Annotated in this window: 18 protein-coding genes; 9 read left to right on the plus strand and 9 right to left on the minus strand. The window is 61.0% G+C overall.

What is annotated here, in order from left to right; genetic code table 11:
- The first annotated feature begins 2 nt into the window (after positions 1-2).
- The 5 genes from BE0216_RS07195 to BE0216_RS07215 all read left to right on the plus strand — a co-directional run bounded on the left by BE0216_RS07195 (position 3) and on the right by BE0216_RS07215 (position 4,834).
- Positions 3-1,709 (plus strand): lytic transglycosylase domain-containing protein, encoded by a 1,707-nt coding sequence (locus BE0216_RS07195; protein WP_083570385.1) that lies wholly within the window; start codon positions 3-5, stop codon positions 1,707-1,709.
- A gap of 11 nt (positions 1,710-1,720) precedes the next feature.
- Complete coding sequence (locus tag BE0216_RS07200; protein ID WP_072727098.1) at positions 1,721-2,254, plus strand: hypothetical protein; 534 nt, start codon at positions 1,721-1,723, stop codon at positions 2,252-2,254.
- A 43-nt stretch (positions 2,255-2,297) separates the two neighbouring features.
- Positions 2,298-3,473 carry a hypothetical protein gene (locus BE0216_RS07205; protein WP_072727097.1) on the plus strand — a complete coding sequence of 392 codons (1,176 nt, stop codon included), beginning with the start codon at positions 2,298-2,300 and terminating at the stop codon, positions 3,471-3,473.
- A gap of 88 nt (positions 3,474-3,561) precedes the next feature.
- Complete coding sequence (locus tag BE0216_RS07210) at positions 3,562-3,783, plus strand: hypothetical protein (RefSeq protein WP_072727096.1); 222 nt, start codon at positions 3,562-3,564, stop codon at positions 3,781-3,783.
- Positions 3,776-4,834 carry a HipA domain-containing protein gene (locus tag BE0216_RS07215; protein ID WP_072727095.1) on the plus strand — a complete coding sequence of 353 codons (1,059 nt, stop codon included), beginning with the start codon at positions 3,776-3,778 and terminating at the stop codon, positions 4,832-4,834. Before BE0216_RS07210 ends, BE0216_RS07215 begins: the two co-directional genes overlap by 8 nt.
- Positions 4,835-4,866: 32 nt before the next feature.
- On the opposite strand, the gene BE0216_RS07220 is transcribed toward BE0216_RS07215, so the two are convergent.
- Genes BE0216_RS07220 through mobC form a run of 7 tightly spaced genes read right to left on the minus strand, consistent with a single transcriptional unit; the run spans position 4,867 to position 11,930 of the window.
- The gene (locus tag BE0216_RS07220) at positions 4,867-6,639 is read right to left on the minus strand and encodes a VirD4-like conjugal transfer protein, CD1115 family (RefSeq protein ID WP_072727094.1); all 1,773 of its coding nucleotides are present in this window, start codon (positions 6,637-6,639) and stop codon (positions 4,867-4,869) included.
- Positions 6,633-7,100 (minus strand): hypothetical protein, encoded by a 468-nt coding sequence (locus tag BE0216_RS07225; protein WP_072727093.1) that lies wholly within the window; start codon positions 7,098-7,100, stop codon positions 6,633-6,635. The genes BE0216_RS07220 and BE0216_RS07225 overlap by 7 nt, the downstream gene beginning before the upstream one ends.
- Positions 7,097-7,381 carry a hypothetical protein gene (locus BE0216_RS07230; protein ID WP_072727092.1) on the minus strand — a complete coding sequence of 95 codons (285 nt, stop codon included), beginning with the start codon at positions 7,379-7,381 and terminating at the stop codon, positions 7,097-7,099. Before BE0216_RS07230 ends, BE0216_RS07225 begins: the two co-directional genes overlap by 4 nt.
- Before the next feature lie 8 nt (positions 7,382-7,389).
- A complete protein-coding gene (locus BE0216_RS07235; protein WP_072727091.1) occupies positions 7,390-9,324 on the minus strand; it encodes a hypothetical protein in 1,935 nt (644 codons plus the stop codon).
- Between the two features lie 11 nt (positions 9,325-9,335).
- The gene (locus tag BE0216_RS07240) at positions 9,336-10,049 is read right to left on the minus strand and encodes a PcfB family protein (protein WP_072727090.1); all 714 of its coding nucleotides are present in this window, start codon (positions 10,047-10,049) and stop codon (positions 9,336-9,338) included.
- A gap of 28 nt (positions 10,050-10,077) precedes the next feature.
- Entirely contained in the window at positions 10,078-11,556 is a 1,479-nt protein-coding gene (locus BE0216_RS07245) for a relaxase/mobilization nuclease domain-containing protein (protein WP_072727089.1), read from the minus strand.
- Positions 11,556-11,930 (minus strand): plasmid mobilization relaxosome protein MobC, encoded by a 375-nt coding sequence (gene mobC, locus BE0216_RS07250; protein ID WP_072727088.1) that lies wholly within the window; start codon positions 11,928-11,930, stop codon positions 11,556-11,558. Before mobC ends, BE0216_RS07245 begins: the two co-directional genes overlap by 1 nt.
- 358 nt (positions 11,931-12,288) lie before the next feature.
- On the opposite strand from mobC, the gene BE0216_RS07255 reads away from it, so the two are divergent.
- From BE0216_RS07255 to BE0216_RS07270, 4 genes are all read left to right on the plus strand, one after another.
- Positions 12,289-12,660, plus strand: coding sequence for a hypothetical protein (locus BE0216_RS07255; RefSeq protein WP_143148022.1), 372 nt, complete (start codon positions 12,289-12,291; stop codon positions 12,658-12,660).
- A 2-nt stretch (positions 12,661-12,662) separates the two neighbouring features.
- A complete protein-coding gene (locus BE0216_RS07260; RefSeq protein WP_072727086.1) occupies positions 12,663-13,631 on the plus strand; it encodes a hypothetical protein in 969 nt (322 codons plus the stop codon).
- A 102-nt stretch (positions 13,632-13,733) separates the two neighbouring features.
- A complete protein-coding gene (locus BE0216_RS07265) occupies positions 13,734-14,153 on the plus strand; it encodes a helix-turn-helix domain-containing protein (RefSeq protein ID WP_072727085.1) in 420 nt (139 codons plus the stop codon).
- Between the two features lie 18 nt (positions 14,154-14,171).
- Positions 14,172-14,582, plus strand: coding sequence for a hypothetical protein (locus tag BE0216_RS07270; RefSeq protein WP_072727084.1), 411 nt, complete (start codon positions 14,172-14,174; stop codon positions 14,580-14,582).
- Between the two features lie 16 nt (positions 14,583-14,598).
- On the opposite strand, the gene BE0216_RS07275 is transcribed toward BE0216_RS07270, so the two are convergent.
- Positions 14,599-15,462, minus strand: a complete 864-nt coding sequence (locus BE0216_RS07275; RefSeq protein WP_072727083.1) for a tyrosine-type recombinase/integrase — start codon at positions 15,460-15,462, stop codon at positions 14,599-14,601.
- 435 nt (positions 15,463-15,897) lie between these two features.
- Positions 15,898-16,449: an HTH domain-containing protein gene (locus tag BE0216_RS07280; RefSeq protein ID WP_193042842.1), complete on the minus strand. Its 552-nt coding sequence runs from the start codon at positions 16,447-16,449 to the stop codon at positions 15,898-15,900.
- Between the last annotated feature and the right edge of the window lie 147 nt (positions 16,450-16,596).

Genomic DNA, 16,596 nt, shown 5'->3' on the forward strand with positions numbered 1-16,596 from the left:
CGGTGAGGGGCAACGCGGGTGCGCCGGCATCGAAAGCCGTCCACGCCGTCCGTGCGGGCGCGCGTGCCGGCGCGCGGGTGAGCGCCAAGCTATCGCATGGCGCGACGGGCGTCACATCCTCCGTATGGGCCGGCGCGGCCGACCGGACCGACACGGCGGACATTATCGGCCACGATACCGCCTCCGTGACGGCCGGTGCGGGGTCGAAAACCGCCAATACGCTACGCCACGGCGTCGGAGCAGCGGCCGCGCACGCACGGCGACGATTGAACTCCGGCCGGCCGACGAAGATCATCGAGGCCAATGCCAGCGACCGTATCGCCGCACGTGCCGCCAAGGGCGGAGCAAGCGGCAAAATCGCCGCCCTGCGTTCGACGGGCAAAACCCTGGCAGGCGGCGTCGGCCGGGTCGGGCGTGCCGGATCCGCACGGCTCAAAGACCTGGACACCCGCCTCATGCAGGCGGATACCGACGACGCGTCACGCATCGCCACCGCGACGCGATCCGCCGCATATCGCGCGTCGGGCAAAGCCACGTCAAGCGTCAAAAGCATGTGGCGGCACCGCAAAGCGCCCGTGCGAGCGGCGCGGGCGGGAGCTGACGTTGCGCGAGCAGGTGCCAGGGCCGCCGTCGCAGCGGCCAACTTCGTTAGAGGTGTCGCTGTTCGCACCGTGTCCGCGATCGCCTCAGCCGCCGCGTCGATCAGCATGCCGCTCATCCCCATAGCGGCGAGCGTGCTCGCCGTCGTGATGCTTGTCGTCAGCGTCGCCGGACTGTTCGCAGGCACCGGCCAAGCGGGCGTCAAAAACGTGCCTTCGGAATATGTCTCGGATGTCCAGCGCGCCGGCAGCATCTGCGCCGCGATTACCCCAGCGGCCATCGCCGCGCAGATCGAGGCCGAATCCGGTTGGGATCCCCAGGCGCAAAGCCCCGCTGGAGCTCAGGGCATCGCCCAGTTCATGCCATCCACATGGGCGGCGCACGGTCTGGACGGCGATGGGGACGGCACGGCCGACGTATGGAATCCACACGACGCGATATGGAGCCAAGGCAACTACATGTGCTCCATCGTCACCCAGGTTGAGGGGCTGAAACGGACCGGCGCGGTGTCGGGCGACACGTTGTCCCTCGCTCTTGCCGCCTATAATGCGGGTCTGGGCGCGGTTGTCCAGCATGGCGGCATCCCTCCCTACACGGAGACCCGGAACTATGTGTCCAAAATCACCGGACTGATTAGCAAATACCAAGGCGACGCCACCTTCGATGATTCATCTGGGCAGACTGGCCAGCTCTCCCCGTCGCTGACGGTCAGCGCGGCCGGCTATGTCAGCACCGCCGGCATCGATCTGAGTCCTGGATCCACCTACGCTTGGGGACAATGCACCTGGTGGGCTGCGATTCGCCGTGCCCAGATAGGCAAGGCGGTCGACCCGTACATGGGCAACGGCGGCGACTGGGGCAGCAAAGCGATCGCTTTGGGATATTCGGTCGGCAGCTCCCCACGTCCAGGAGACGCGATCTGCTTCCACCGCGGCGTGCTCGGAGCCGACGCCACCTACGGGCACATCGGCATCGTCGAGGCCGTCTACGATGACGGGTCGATCCTGATCAGCGAGGCCAACGCGCGCGGCGTCGGCGTGGTCTCCACCCGCACCATCACCGCCTCCCAGCTCGCCGCCGCCGGCACGGGCATACAATTCATCCACTGATTGGACGGCCAATGCACAAGCAATCCAAAATCCGCATCATTCTACTTGTCTGCGCATCCATCCTCGCAATCCTGCTGCTGCTCGCATCGGCTGTCCTATCCGGCAAGTCATACAATGACGTGACCAGTTCTGCAGAAATCGAATCGTCCATAGTCCACCCCGATGCGGGCGGCGACATTGATGGTGACGACGGGAGGGCCATGACCGCTGCCGAGGCGTGCATGCAGGTCGCTCCCGCAGCCCTCCAAGCATGGACCGACCAATCGGAGGATGGAGACGCGCTGCTCGCCGAGACATTCGTCCACTCGGCAATCCTCGACCTTGGCGAACCTGAGACGATGCCGGATCTTCCCCGGTCCGATTGGAGGGCCGGTCTCTTGTCCGGCGGCGAAGACACTGCGGTATGCAGCGTGTACGCCGGCGGTGACCTGCCCTGGACCGTCGGACTGACGCGCACGGATGACGGATGGCTGGCCAACGTCATCATGCAGCCGGGGGAGACGTCCGGCAACCCCTCTACGGGAGATTCACACGATGAGCAATAAGCCTTTTCTCAGTCCCCGTTTGACCTCATGGCAGCTATGGACCATGTCTAATGACCCCGACTGGCGTCCATGGATCGACGACATTATCAACCATCCGCACTCCTACGAAGCCCTCCGCATGTGGGGGCTGACGGCGGCGGCCGAAGGATTCGACACCGCCGGCGGCGCACCACGCCCGGAAGACGCACGTCCGCAAGGCGTCCGGGCGCTTATCGACAGAATCATCGGCACTCCCACGCCGGTGCCACCGCTCCCGCAAGACCCGACCGGCGAAAACACTGCCGTGCCGGCACGCACGGAGACGGTAGGAGACGTCTTCGATGAATTCGATGAACCGGGCGACCTGACCGATTTCACGGCCACGGTCAAGACCGGCCTCTCATGGAGACCGATCATTGCCATTGGCCTCATCGCGCTCTTCGTCGCGGCGGCGGCGTTCAGTGGGTGCGTCGCGTGGCGACACTGGGATAGGAGTCGCACCGAAGCCGGTCTAACCCGTGCCCGCGCTACATGCGCGGAAGCCAACGAAGGGACGCAAACCGCCGCCGAGGCCTATTACGATGCCCTCGCCGCCGCTAAGACCGTCGCCAACACCGACGAAACCACGCTTAAAGACGTGTCGACGATGACCGAGCTCAATGACGCCATATCGCAGGATATGCCGGAAATCTCCGCGTGCGACGCGGAGACCGAACAGGGTCTTGACGAGACCACTGCGAGCTTGGGCGAGGCGGCCAAGTGGTACGAGGATCATATGAAGAGTCTCCAAGCGGCGGCGGACGCGGTCGAAGAAAGCGTGCTGGACAAGACCATCGCCGACGCCGAGGCACTGCTGGCGGCCTCGGATGGCAAGGTCTCCGACAATGCCACGCGCGAGGCGTTGGCCAAAGCGATTGAGGAACGGGATGCGGACGCGATCGCTAGCGCGGTCAAGAGCGTGAATAGCAGCGTGAAGGCGAAGGAGGAGGCCGACCGTAAGGCCCGTGAAGAGGCCGAGGCTGCCGCTGCTCAGGCTCAAGCCGAGGCCGAAGCGCAAGTCCAGTCGCAGGTGCAGCAGTACTACCAGCAGCAGTCTTACACGCCCTCATACTCCGGCGGCTCTGGGACTGGCGGCAGCAGCGGCTCCAACGGAGGCACCTCCGGCACCGGCGGAGGAAACGATGGTTGGGAGGTGCCGGCCCCATCGGAGCCAGACCCCTTCCCCGATTACATCAACTGATGCGCGTTCCGCGCATCTCACGACGCGACGGCCGCGAAAGTGACATAATGAGGAGAATCACATGCGGAACTGGCGGAAAGGAGCTGCGATGGACGTTTCCATCATTCGAAAGCCGACCGACTGGCCGTTTGAAATCCCTGAAATCACGGCCGAGGCTATCGATGACCTGATCGCAGCCATGGAGCGCGGCGAGCGTTGGATTGGCCGTTATCTGGATGATTTGGATGGGGCCACGCGCGAGATGGACAACCTTGACCAGGAGACCTTGGTGCGCAACTATTACCTGCGTGAGGAGTGGGCGCGTGATTGATACGACGCTGCATGATTTCTCCGATGCCGACCTGAAGGTCAGCGTCTACGACGGTGCCGCCGAGAAGCGCACCATGCACTGGAATGGCCACCGGTATATGTTGAAGTTCGGCTACGTGCTTGATTCGGACAAGCGAGAGTCCGAGCGGACCAGCTACGTCAACGTGCCCGTCAACGAGTTCATCGGTTCCAACGTCTTCGCCGTGGCCGACATCCCCACCCAGGAGGTGTCGCTTGGCATGTATAAGGGACAGTCCGTCATCGCGTGCCGCGACTTCATGGAGGATATGGACCCGTCCTGGCGTCTGGTGCATTTCAAGCAGTTGGAAATCAGTATGCCGGGGGAGAGCGGCAGGTCGAAGGCACGCCCCGACTGGGATTTCGTCAGGCATGTGCTCGATGACAGTCCCGACCTCGCCGCAATCCGCGAGCGGGCGTGGGAGCGATTCAAGCGGATCGTCTGCGTGGACGCGCTGATCGGCAACTACGACCGGCACTCCAACAACTGGGGTTTCATTGCCGACGGCCAAGCGAACATCATCGACACGGCACCCGTGTATGATTGCGGCTCGTCCCTGGCCCCACACCTGTCCCATGATGAGATGATGGCACGTCTGGCCGATCCCCGGCTCATGCGCGACGCCAACCTCGAATCCCCGGCCATCGCGATGAACGTGCATGGCAAACGACGCAAATACTCATACTTCATGCTCTCCGACTATGCGCGGGAGTTTCGTAGTGCTTTGCCGGAACTGTGGCCGCGCTTGGGCAAGGAGTCGACCGATCGGGTGGTGGATGCCGTGCCTGGCATCGATGATCTCCACCGCGACTTCTACCGGGCGACCCTCGACGTCAGACGTGAGTGCATCATCAAGCCCGCGTTGGATCTCGCGTTGAAGGAGAACCCCAGTCTGACGGTGTCCGACGAAATCCAACAGCCTCCCGCGAAGGGAGACCGGTCGGCCGTGCTCGACCTGCTGGCCAAGAAAACCGCTCAACAGCGTCAGCCTGATGCGGGAGAAGACGCCAGGAGACAGCGTCATACACGATAGAGCAGAGGCCCGGCATTGCCGGGCCTCTATCGTCAGTCGGAGGGCAGCCTTGTCTCGATCGGCCGCCAGTCTTTCGAATGCCTGAGTCGAGACCTGGGCTTGGTGGGGTGCTGGTCGAATCCCAGTTTGCGGCTCTGGAATGGATGCAGGCCGCGCAACATGAAGATGCATAGGTCGTCATCCATCTTGCTGAGCTCGTCCGCCAGCATCAGCTCACGGCCGGTGCGTCGGTGGCTGATGGACCAACTGCCGTTCACGCCCCGGCTTTCGCTGGTCTCCCTGGTGTCGATGGTCTGCTTGCCGAGCCGTTTCGATACCCATTCCGTCGTCGATTCCTCCCCGCCGCCGTAGAAGAGAGTCGAGTCGCAGTTGCCGGTGATGGTCTCCCAATCCTTCGGATACATGCTTTTGAGCTGTCCGAGCGTCTGGAGGATGATGCTCGCTCCGACATTGCGTGACCGCATGGTGCTGATAAGACGCTCGAAATGCGGGATTCGGCCGACGTTCGCGAATTCGTCCAAAAAGCAATGCAGCGGGACGGGCAAACGTTTGTCCGGCATATTCCTGGTCCGGCGGAACACACTATCGAACAAACACTGATAAAAAATCGCGGCCAAAAAATTGAAGGTCGTGTCCTCGTCGGGGATTTTCAGATAGATGGCCATGCGCTTGGACTTATCCGCCCCGATGAGGTCGATGCCGATGTTGTCGTCCTTGACGATTTCGCGCACCTCGTGCACCTGGAGAGGGGCGAGACGCACGCCGAGCGAGATGATGATGCTCTTCTTCGTCTCTCCGGCCCCCTGGGTGAAAGGCCTGTATTGGTCGGCGGCGAACCTCAATCCTCTGACGGTCCTGGCCGCCTGCTCGTCCCAAGCGTCCTCGTCGGCCGCGAAGATCTTCCACACCTCCTCCGCGCCCAGCATCTTGGCGTCGACCTCGCTGATCATGTTCTCGTCCTCCTCGCTGGCGCGCAGTTTGGCGGCGAGATCCACGACCGAGTTCAGGTTGCATTCACCGGCCTTTTCATCGACCTTGGTGTAGTAGACCATCGCGATAAGAGACGTGAGCAGCGCACGTTCGGACTTCACCCAAAAATCGTCGCCGGAATGTTTCTCGGCCTCGCTGCTGTCGGTGTTGGCGAGCAGATTGGACACCAGCCGCATAATCGACACATCAGGCTTCATCGGGTCGATATATTTGAGCGGATTGAACATCGTATCGCACGTTAGGTCGATCAGGTCCAGACATCGGGTGTCATAGCCGGCGTCGCGCAGCGTCGCGGCGGTGGAGTCCCACAGCTCTCCTTTGGGGTCGGTGCACGCATAGTGCATGGTTCGCTTGAGGATGTTTGGGATGACGTAGGCGCTGGTCTTGCGTGCGCCCGAACTGCCGAGCATCAGCACGTTCAGATTGCGTTTCGTGCCGACCGTGTCAAGGCTCAAGCCCTCGGTCGCGGTCATCTGCAGATTCTGCGATGGATTGCGGTCAGTGTACGGGGCCATCTCGTCGCTTGTCGCCCATCGGGCCGAACCGTACTCCTCGCCATCGCGGTAGGTGCGTCGCATGCTCCACCGGTACAGGTGGTATAGGCCGACCGCGCATGCGCCGCCCAAACCCCAGAGCAGATCCACGCGATCCAGACTCAAGCGCAACGGCGCGCGGAACGCCATAGCGAGATGATCCATCATGGCGGATGCGTCGGAGCCTGCGGCGATGTCCGAGCGGATCTGCATGGCCATCAGGTCGGCCGCCCAGAATCCGAGCAGCATGGTCAGGATGATGGGCAAGGATTTCCTCAACATGGTTGTTGCTCCTTTCTGGTGCCGGTCTGCTGTCTTATCTGCTGTCTGCCGGACTGTTTGCCGAACGACATGATCTGCCGTTCCAGACGGGCGAGTTCGGCCAAAACGTCGCGCCTGGTTCCGACATTGAGGCCAGTGGGTGCGGTTCGAGAATCCTTCTCTTGGCGGTCCGTTGTCTGTTCCTTCGGACCACTGTGGCCGGGCTCTTGCCGGTCTGTGGCTGGTCCGGTCGAGCCGGTGGCCGAACCGTCGGTTGGGGATGACGGCAGAGGCATGCAGATTGCGAGATTCTGGTCCCGCGCGATCACCGCATCGGCTGCCGAAGCCATGTGGGCCAGCAGCGCCGTCTCAAGGTCGTCAGCCGCGTGATGTGTGATGGTCCATCCCATCCGGGTCGCCATGACCGTCAGATCAGTCAGATCGTTTCCGATGCCGACCGCGATGTTGAGTCGTGGGATCATGATTCGTTCTCTCCCTCGTGGCTGGGCGTGAGACCGAGCGTTTCCACGATGAGGTCGCATCCGTCTTCGGCTTCCGGCAATCGTCCTTTGAGTATGATCGCGCTGCCGGTGTCGGCACGGCTCTCCTGGAGATTCCGGCGATGCGCGTCGCCGACGGCGAGGGCGGTGACCTGATGGACTCCGTCGCTGGAGCGGACGTTGATTTTAAGGATCGTCTCGTCTCCGATGCGTCTTGGTTTTTGGGCCAATGTGCCCTCAAGCCAGACAATCTGCTCGTTCACGGCAGCTCCTATCTACTGTGCTTTTGCTTGTGCTCCTGGCTGCGGTGCCTCTGGCCGGACAATGCCTCTGCGGCTTTGTCCCTCAGCATCGACAGCAGGGACCTGCGGTCGCCTTTGTCCGTCTTTCCGTCGGGTTCGGCCTGCGTGGCTGCGGCTTCTTCCTTGATCGCGGTCTCCTTGCGTTCCGTCTCATCCTTCGCGCGTTCCCTTATGGGGTTCCGGCGGTCGGTGATGTCTTGGTCGTTATGGTCGCCGACAAGGGTGTCGAGCAGCAGCAGCGCGGCCGCGCGCCGGTCCTCGGCCGAGAAACGGGTATCGGCGACGCTGCGCGCCTGCGGGACGTCATGCTGTTGTGCGTGCTGGACCGCCACACGATCGATGGCCCTCTTGGTCGCTTTCAATGCGAGTCCGGCATCGTATTTGCCCGCGTCCATATACGCGATCAATTGGTTCTGGAGCCGGTCGACGCTTTCCCAGGCATTGCCGACCGCGTATCTGGCGAGTCCGAACGCCGCTGTGTGATCGTCTTTCTGCTCGCGTAGCCGTATGACCTCACTCCGCATCTCCTCGCTCAACGGAGTTGCCGTGTCGACTGCGGGCGGCTGTTTGGCCTGCATGTCTGGCGTCTTGCGTTTGGCGGCTTTCCTCGCTTCGGCTATCGCGGCGCACAGCTTCGCGGGATCGTCGATGGTGACGCTGCGGCGCTTCTCGCCGCGTCCTTGGAACAGTTCGACGCCGCGTCCCGGACGCAAACGGACATTGACGTCCCTGCCTTCGGACTTCTGCCGTTTAATGGCGTCGGAGGCGAACAGGTCGAACGCCCACCCGTCCAAACGGCGTCCGTCGATGACTGTGCCGGCGGGCAGGCGGATGATCATCTTGTCCCACTCGCGCCCGTCTCGGGCATGTAAAGTGTACGGGCGTGCGGCGTCATTATCGACCCATGCGTTCGGCCATCCCTTCCGTCCGTTGGGTGTCGGAGACGTTGCGGCGCGGGCTCCCGGCTCGCGCGTCCGCGCGTGGCCATCGGTGAGCAGTTGACAGGCCGTGCGGTCGATGAGTGTGTCCCAATCCTCCAACTTGCCGTCGTTCGGACGGTCGAGCAATGGCCGCTCTCCCCTCCTGATAATGCCTCCGCGCGCCACATGATGCGTGATGTCCCACGCGTCCGGCCCTCCGTTATGGTTGCGGCTGGTCTGGTAACGGTTGTAGATTTGCCGGCCGCGCGCCATCAACTCGCTGTCGTCGAGTCTTTGCGGCGGGCTGATGGGAGCTGGGGCCACGCTGTGGGCGATGGTCTCCAATCGCGGTCCCATGTCGTCACTGTATTGCAGATGGCGCAACCCGTAGGAGTCGACCAGGCCTTGGCCGTTGACATGCCAGTCAATGGAAATCAGGTCATCCCCACTGTCCTCAAGATACCAGGAGGACGGCTCACCTATGCCTCGCTCCAGTCCGGCTTGCAGCAGCGCGAGCCGAACCGCGTCGGGGCCGGCATCGGGCTTTGACTCCGCGCGCGCAAGTGCTTCGGCCCATCCCATCGGCAATGCCTTACCGTCGATGCGGAACGTGATGGCTCCCGGCTGCTCGACTGTTCTCACGTCTGGTTTGGCCCCGTTTGCCCATTGGGCGATGCCATTGGCAATCTGACGGGATGGGTCCGTATCCCCTGGCTGCATGATGCCGAATCCCATCGTCAATCGTGTCGAGTCGCCTTGGATGGTGTGTTGGTGCACGACGATGTCTCCGGGCTCGTAGGCCACGCCGATGGCGTCGACCCCGCTCGCGTTGGCGATGCCGGCGGTCCATAACAGGTCGCCGGACATCGCCCACCAACGTGTGGGCCATGGCGTGGGATTGGTGATGCCGTTGATTGTGTCCTGTATGATCGCGGTCCGGCGCAGCAGTGTTTCGCGCTCGATCGATGTGTTGTCCATGTCCATGATGACGGCTCCTATCGGTTATGCTTTTTGGCCGGTTTGAGGGTGCGTGCGGGTTGTTGCTTCGCGGCTTCGAGATGGGCCGCCGCACGTTCGTCCAGCAGCTTGAGCGCATCGGCCCGCGTCTTCTTGCCCAGCTTGGACTTATCTGGACGTGACTCGGACTGCCGTCCGGTCGGTTGGCTTTCGGCCCGATGCTCTGGTTCGGATGATTGCTTGTCCACCTGTTTTTCGGGGAGCCCACGTTCCGGTGCGGTGGTTTCGGACGGTGCCGTGGCCGTGATGCTTCGGTCGGGTGTCGTCATCTCCGTGGTGAGGGTCAACCCCACTTGTTCGAAAGCGCGGTTGACCGCGTGCAGCAGATGATCTTGGTCTTTGCCTTGAAAGTGCAGATAGTAGGATCCCTGTCCGGTAGTTTCGACCGAATAGGTGATGCCGGCCTTGCGTAGTGATTTCGTCACCTCTTTGAGGCTTTCATCAGGCAGCAGGATGTCGTGCACGTCCTTGCCCATGGATTGCAGACGCGCCTCGCTGACCTTGCCCGTCTCCATCTGGTGTCTGATGGCGTCCGTGATCATTCCGGCACCTCCGGTGACGATCCTCCAGCCCGCTGCGGCAAAGCCTTTGGCGCTGTCCGCGCCGACCCGGACGATGAGACTCGCTCCGGATTCGATGATTCTGATGCCGATGTCCTTGACCTGGCTTTCAACCATTTCCTCGATTGCCATGATGATGTTCCTTTCTGTTTATCGGCCGTCACAGGCGATGGCCGCGTTTGACGGTCCGGTCGCGTTCCCGCTTCCGTTCCTCTGATTCCATGTCGCGCGTGCGCGCGGCGTGGCGTTCGATGGAGCCAAGGTCGTCCTCCAATTGGGCGACTCTCGTCTCCCTCAACGTCATCTCCTCGCGGGCTTCGACCTGCGCTTCGGTCGTGCCGTTGTCGATCGCGTCGGCCAGGGCTATCACGCTTGCCTGGAGCATCGCGTGCTCGTCGCGCAGTCTTTCGCGCAGGATTTCGATGCCCTTGTCGGCGTCTCCGCCTGCTTCGCGGGTCCATCGTGTGGCCGCGTCCAACGCCTTGGCCGCCTCACGCAACCGGTCGATGCGATATCCCTGTGCCACGTAGTAGCGGCGTTGGGCGTCGCTGACACCGGCTCTGACGTCCAACTTCGTTTCGGCTGACTTGCCAAGACTCTCCGTAGGGCGTCCGAACCACTGGTATAAGCCTCTGGCAGGCAAGGATTGCTCGTATATGCCACGACGGTCGGTCACGATCTGCGTGGCCTCATCGCTCAGATACGCGCGCCAGGTACTGCCGGCGCGCACGATTCGATCCATCGGGATGGTGATCTTCTTTTGCCGTTTAGCTCCTGGCAGCCACACCGTAACCCGGTCCCCATCTTTGTGCTCAATCAGTGAGCTGTTGAAGCTGATTGGCACCACGGCGGTCCTCGCCATACGGGCCATGACATTGCCCATGGAATATGCTTCGCCGAGCCGGTTGTCGCGCACCTTGAAACCCGACTCCAGCAGCGTGTAGGTCAGATGTGCGCCACGGGCCTCGACCTTGACCCCGGCCGCTTCGAGCAGTCCACGGAACTCGTCGAAGCTATGCGAGTTGGCTGCGGCGAGATCTATGGTGGTGCGCATCGCGGCCTTGACACCCTTGCCTTTGGCCTGCTCGTAGATCTCCGCGAAGCTCATGCCACGCCTATCCTGGACCGTTTCGGGATGGTCGATGACGCTGAGATTCGCGTCAAGACAGAGCCTGTCACTGATCTGCCGCCACTGGTCGATGATGTCTTTCGGCAGGCGCATATGCAGATGCGGCTCCATCTGCTGCGCGGCGCAGATGATGAGGTGGTTATGTAGATGCGGCCGGTTCGTGTGCGTGGCGACCACGAATTTGAAATCACCTCCGGTGATCTCCTCGGCCAGCCTGACACCCAACTCGTGCACTTGCTCCGCCGTCACCGGATCATCCGGCGCGAACGAATGCTTAAGGTGGATAGCCCACACGGTGTCCCGGCGGATGCCCTGCGGAGCGGCTCTCAAATCGGCTTCCATAGGACGCGCGAGACGCTCTCCGTCATGTCGTTCGGTGCTGTAGCTGGAGCTGACCAGCGCGCCGTCCTCGGTCTTCGTCCGGTCGATGACATAGCTGATCGCGTCGGCCAACGGCGTCGCCGACGTGTATCGCGTCTTGACCTTCCTCCCCATCGTCACCACGGCCATCACTGCCCCTCCAACACCGCGTCGGCATACTGCTCGACCAGCCGATAGAACATGTCGTTGAGCGTGCGCATCTCGTCCTCGACCGCGCGCAACTGCTCCCGCGTGACGCTCTTCGAGACGTTCGCCTGATGCGCGATCTGATTGATGTTCTGCCCGATACGACGGATCTCCCGATTGATTTTCGCCGGATCCGTCGCGACCTTGATCGTGGTGACATGCCCATCCAACAGCAACGAACGAGCGAACCTGCCGAAGTCCATATACGGCGCATCAGCCTTGACCAAGGCATACGTCTCCTGTAGCTGAGCCCACTCCTCATCGCTGAACGTGATGGTCTTCCGCACGCCCCGATGACGGCCGCTGACCCATCCCATCAGAGGTTCGTTCCGCTCTGCGTTCGCTGTGTTCGAGTCGCCGTTGGCGCTCTTCGGAGGCTCCGCCGACTATGGGGTTCGGGTCTCCCGGCAAGCGAGGACCGGCACGGTCCGGCAGCATTTGTACGTACAAATGCGTCGCTTGCTACCTCCGAACCCGATGCCTCGGGTCGGAGGCAACCATGTCCCGAGACCATGCGGGTTTTTCCGGTTTTCTGCATTTTCCCCTCCTCGACTTTTCGGATCGCGATTACGTTGAAATCTGATGAGGCAATCATCAGCCCGTTTCGCAAAATCGAGGCGGGGAAAACGGAAAATCGCATTGCGTAGGAGGAGAACAATGGCGATGAGGAAAAGCATGGTGAAGCAGCTCGCGGAGCAGGTCCTGCAACATGACCGCGAATTGCTCAAGCGCAAGGAGACCGCGATCAAGGAAGAGGCCGCCGCTCTCGTAGAACTTCGCACCGCCGCTGAACGGCTGCGCGCGGCGACGAAGCAACTTTCCGACCTCGGATTCTCGACCAGGACGATGGCGGACACGCTTGGAATGAGCAACCAGGAACTGCGCATCGCGCGCGATACCGCATGCGCGCTTATCCTGCCGAGCGGTCAACCCCAGACGGAATCAGATGCCGACAAAACCAACAACCCCGAAATAGGTGAAAACGGCGGAGAAAATGCCGCCGCGTCCTCGACCACTCCTGAGAGCGACAGCGGACACGAGTGGTGACCATGGCTGACGAAAACGAAAGCGAAATCGACCTCGGCGAGTGGAGCGACTTCATCACCTTCTACCGTCGGCCCGGGCGCACCGGACGTGAATTTGCGAGCGAGAGCGAACTTGCCGAACAGCTAAGGGACGAACGCCGCCAACGAGAGGAACAACGGCTCAAGCGGAGAGAAGCCTATCGTCGCTATGAAGCCGAACACCGCGACGAGATCCGCCGCCGCCAACGCGAGCGATACCACGAGCGCATGGCGAACGATCCCGAATATCGGGAACGCCAAAGAGCCAACCATGCCCGCTACAACGAGCGGCACCGCAAAACATCCTCCACTCCTGCCTTAACCGAGAAGAAGACTACAGCCGAGAAGAGTGCAGCTAGGAAGAAAGCGCCACCAGAAAAGAAAAAGGCAGCAGTCAAGAAAAAGACAGCCGAGGAGAAAGCGGCAGCCAAACAGCGTCCCCAGCCTGAAATACTGGATGCGGCTCAAATCGAGGAACGGGAAAACCGCAGAAAAGAACGCGCGCGCGAACGTTACCGTGAACGCATGGCGAACGATCCCGAATACCGGGAACGACGGCTTGGATACTGGAGGGAGCGCCACCAGAAAAGAAAGAGCGATCCCGAATACAGAGCGAGCAAAATCAAAGCGGCGCAACGTTACCGTGAGCGGCATAAAGATGATCCCGAATACCAGGCGCGGCGAAAGGAGTCCAATAAGAAGAGATATGTCCTCCAAAAAAAGAAAACCCAGGATCCCGAAACCATCATCAGGCTCTATGAATTCTGGAAACAGCAGTACGAAAAAATGCTGAGCGACATCGAGCAGGAATCTCGGGGCGCGGACGCGGTCAATCAGAAAAAGACGACGGCTGATGTGCTCGCCTTGCTTGAGGAGCGGACGCCGGACCATGACAGCGCCAAGACATCTCCGTCGCCTCCGAATCGGTCCCCGCGCAAATCGACGCGTCAGTAGTATCCACCGCATGCGATGAGTCCACACATCACTCTTGGACTTTCGGCGCGGCGATCGTCTCGCTAACTTAAAAATCAACAACCACACGACAAAGGAGCAGAAATGAGCACGACAACTACTGCAAACGATAAAACACTGCAAGCCTACCGAGAATCCGTAGGACTCACCACCGACGATCTCGCCCAACTCGTCGGCATGACGCCAGCGGAGGTCACTCGACTGGAGCAGCAGTCAACGGAATCGGAATCAACGCGGACGCTGATGGGCGCGCTGGCGGAAATCCGTGCCGACATGTTGGATGACCTGCACTTGGCCATGTCATTCGAACGCGAGCAGCGCGGCGAAGGCAACCGTCCCGACCCCAACATCGTATGGACGTTGCCCCGGTATCAAAGCGAGCAAGAATTTGCCGTCGCCGATGAACCGACCGCAATCGAACACTGGAAGACCTTCAACATGGCGCAACTGTTCATCGGCTTGTACCTTGAAGGTCTGGGGTACACTGTCCGCTACCAAAGCTGAGTCGCGGGAGGAGGACACATGCCCGTCGCGCTGATTTTCATGGTGATTTCCATCGGGCTGACGCTGCTGTTCGCCGCCGTGGGACTCATTCTCAACTTCCTCATCGCTCCTCTACGCACATTGGCTCTGATCCTGCAGAAGATCGCCGGTTGCATCGGCGTGATCCTCACGCTTCTGGCGGTGTACTTCTGGTTTGCCGAACAGACACCGCCGGGCTGGGACGTCATTGCCATCATCGTCTGCTGCATCATCGTCGGCATCGTCACCCAATGGTTCATCGAACGCCCCACACGCGCCGAGCGCAAAGCCATGGAGGCGGAGGCCGAACAACGACGCCAATGGGAGCAGCAGCAAGTAGAATTCAGAAAATGGCAGCAGCATCGTCAACTGTCGAACGCTGACGATGCTGACAGCTGGATGAATCGCTGACCACGGTCAGTTCGAACTAGAACTGCGCAAACGAGTACTGTATGGCTTGTCTTTGCCGAAACTCATGCAGCTGCGTTACCGCGTCTCTCAAGTCGTCAGCGGTGCTGAAGATGTATTGCTGCGTGGTGGTTAAAGACTCGTGACCTAGTAGCTCTTTGATTTGCACAACGTCCCGTGTTGCTTTCCACATATCGGTTGCGAATTTACGACGGAACGCATGAGGCGTGCATCCGGTCGCGGAGACCGTCAGGCGATACACAGTGTCGGGGCAAATGTGCCCACCTGCTTCACCTGGGAAAAACCAGCCTGGAGGAATGTTTTCGATCTGTCGCGTGAGATCGCTGCTGAGCGGCACAATGCGATCTTTGTTACCTTTGCCATGCACAATAAGACTCTTGCCGAGCAGGTCATCGACGACATCCCGTGTGTGGGTCAGGCAGACTTCAGATCGGCGGAGTCCCGCGTCCACGAAAAGGGAGACAATCAATCGCACGCGAGGGTTGGAGGATTGGAGGCCTTTTCTCACGGCTTCGTCCGGTGCCGGGCGTTGGATGCGTTTTTCGCGCTTGGCCATAGGCACTGATGCCATCGGGTCGTCGGTTCGGAGCTGTGTCTTTTGTGCCCAGCGAAAGAACGACGCTGCCGCACTCCAGTCCGAACGCATGGCTGCTGCGGTCACGCCGCGAGAAAGCCATACAATGAGATCCTTGCTGGATGCATCACCTGGTGCGACACCGCTGCTGATTCCGAAATGACTGACGAGATACCACCAATTCTCGATCGTTCTCTCCGTTGCCCCCTGCGCGCGGAGATCCTTGACCCATCCATCGAGCCAGTCCACCCATTCTTCCGGTGGCTGGCGGTGCGTGGGAAATTCCATTTGCTGCGCCCTCCAAATAAGGAAACGTCGGTCCGATAGTCGGGCCGACGCTATGAGTCCATCTCACAGAGCACAATCATCGTCGATGGATAGCTGTTGAGTGCGGCACTGGAGCAACAGAATTAAAAAGAAAACTTGAGGCGCGAAAAGCCATTGGCTCATTCCATCCACAAAGTCGTGGATCAAACGTTTATCCGGCCACAGCTTGGGCCCTTCCCCTAGATGCGTAAAAACCGCCTCACAGAGAGACGGTTTTTACGAACTGGACACTGCCCAGCTTTATCAAAAGATATTCTATCCGCTCTATTCATACACGCAATATGCGAAGATCCACGAAGAGCCATATTCCGCTCAGGCTGATGAGGCCGGGCGGACGCACCCGTTGGGGATGGGCGCACCGGCCCGAAACGGAGAGGGGCAGGGCACGGGGGGCGATTAGCGGCGGCCCATGCTGTGGGAGAACTGGCGGATGCGCCCGGCACGGGTGGCGGCGACGGAGACCGGGGTGCTGGATTCTTCGGAGGCGGGGGCCGACTCCGCGTCGGAATCGTCGTCGAGTTCGTCGCCGGCCAAGCGGGCGAGTTTGCGTTCCAAAGAGGCTATGCGGATTTCGAGTTCGGTGATGCGGCGCGACTGCATCAATGTGAGGGACCGCGTGAGCGCGAGGTTCGACTCGTCACTTTCGCGGGGCGCCAAAGACACCCCCGAGCCCTGGCCGTCGTCGTTCTGATCGTCGTCGCCCAGTTCTTCGATGGGAAGCGCCATCCACCGGTTTGTGCATCGTTCGATGCGTTTGCGGCCGATGATCTTCGGATCCAGCCCGGCTTCGCGAAACAAGCGCACCGCCGATTCGCCGTTGCGGTATCGGCGTAGGAATTCGTTGCGAAACCGCGTCGAATATTGGATCCGATATTCGCTGACGTCCACCACCGCAGGCAACGTGATCAGATACGCACGCTCCTCGCGAGAGAAAGGCACACGCGCCATATTCGCAACCTCCTAACTCAACTTTCCATCCATGCGGCGGATGCAACGCTCCGCAGATACAGTGCGGGCCGTACCCGAGAACGCAGGAGGCCCGCTAGAACCGACCGAAGCGGAGCAGAAAAACGGCCCACGCTCCTGCCGGCACCG

This window comes from Bifidobacterium eulemuris, from assembly GCF_014898155.1.
Taxonomy (GTDB): Bacteria; Actinomycetota; Actinomycetes; order Actinomycetales; family Bifidobacteriaceae; genus Bifidobacterium; species Bifidobacterium eulemuris.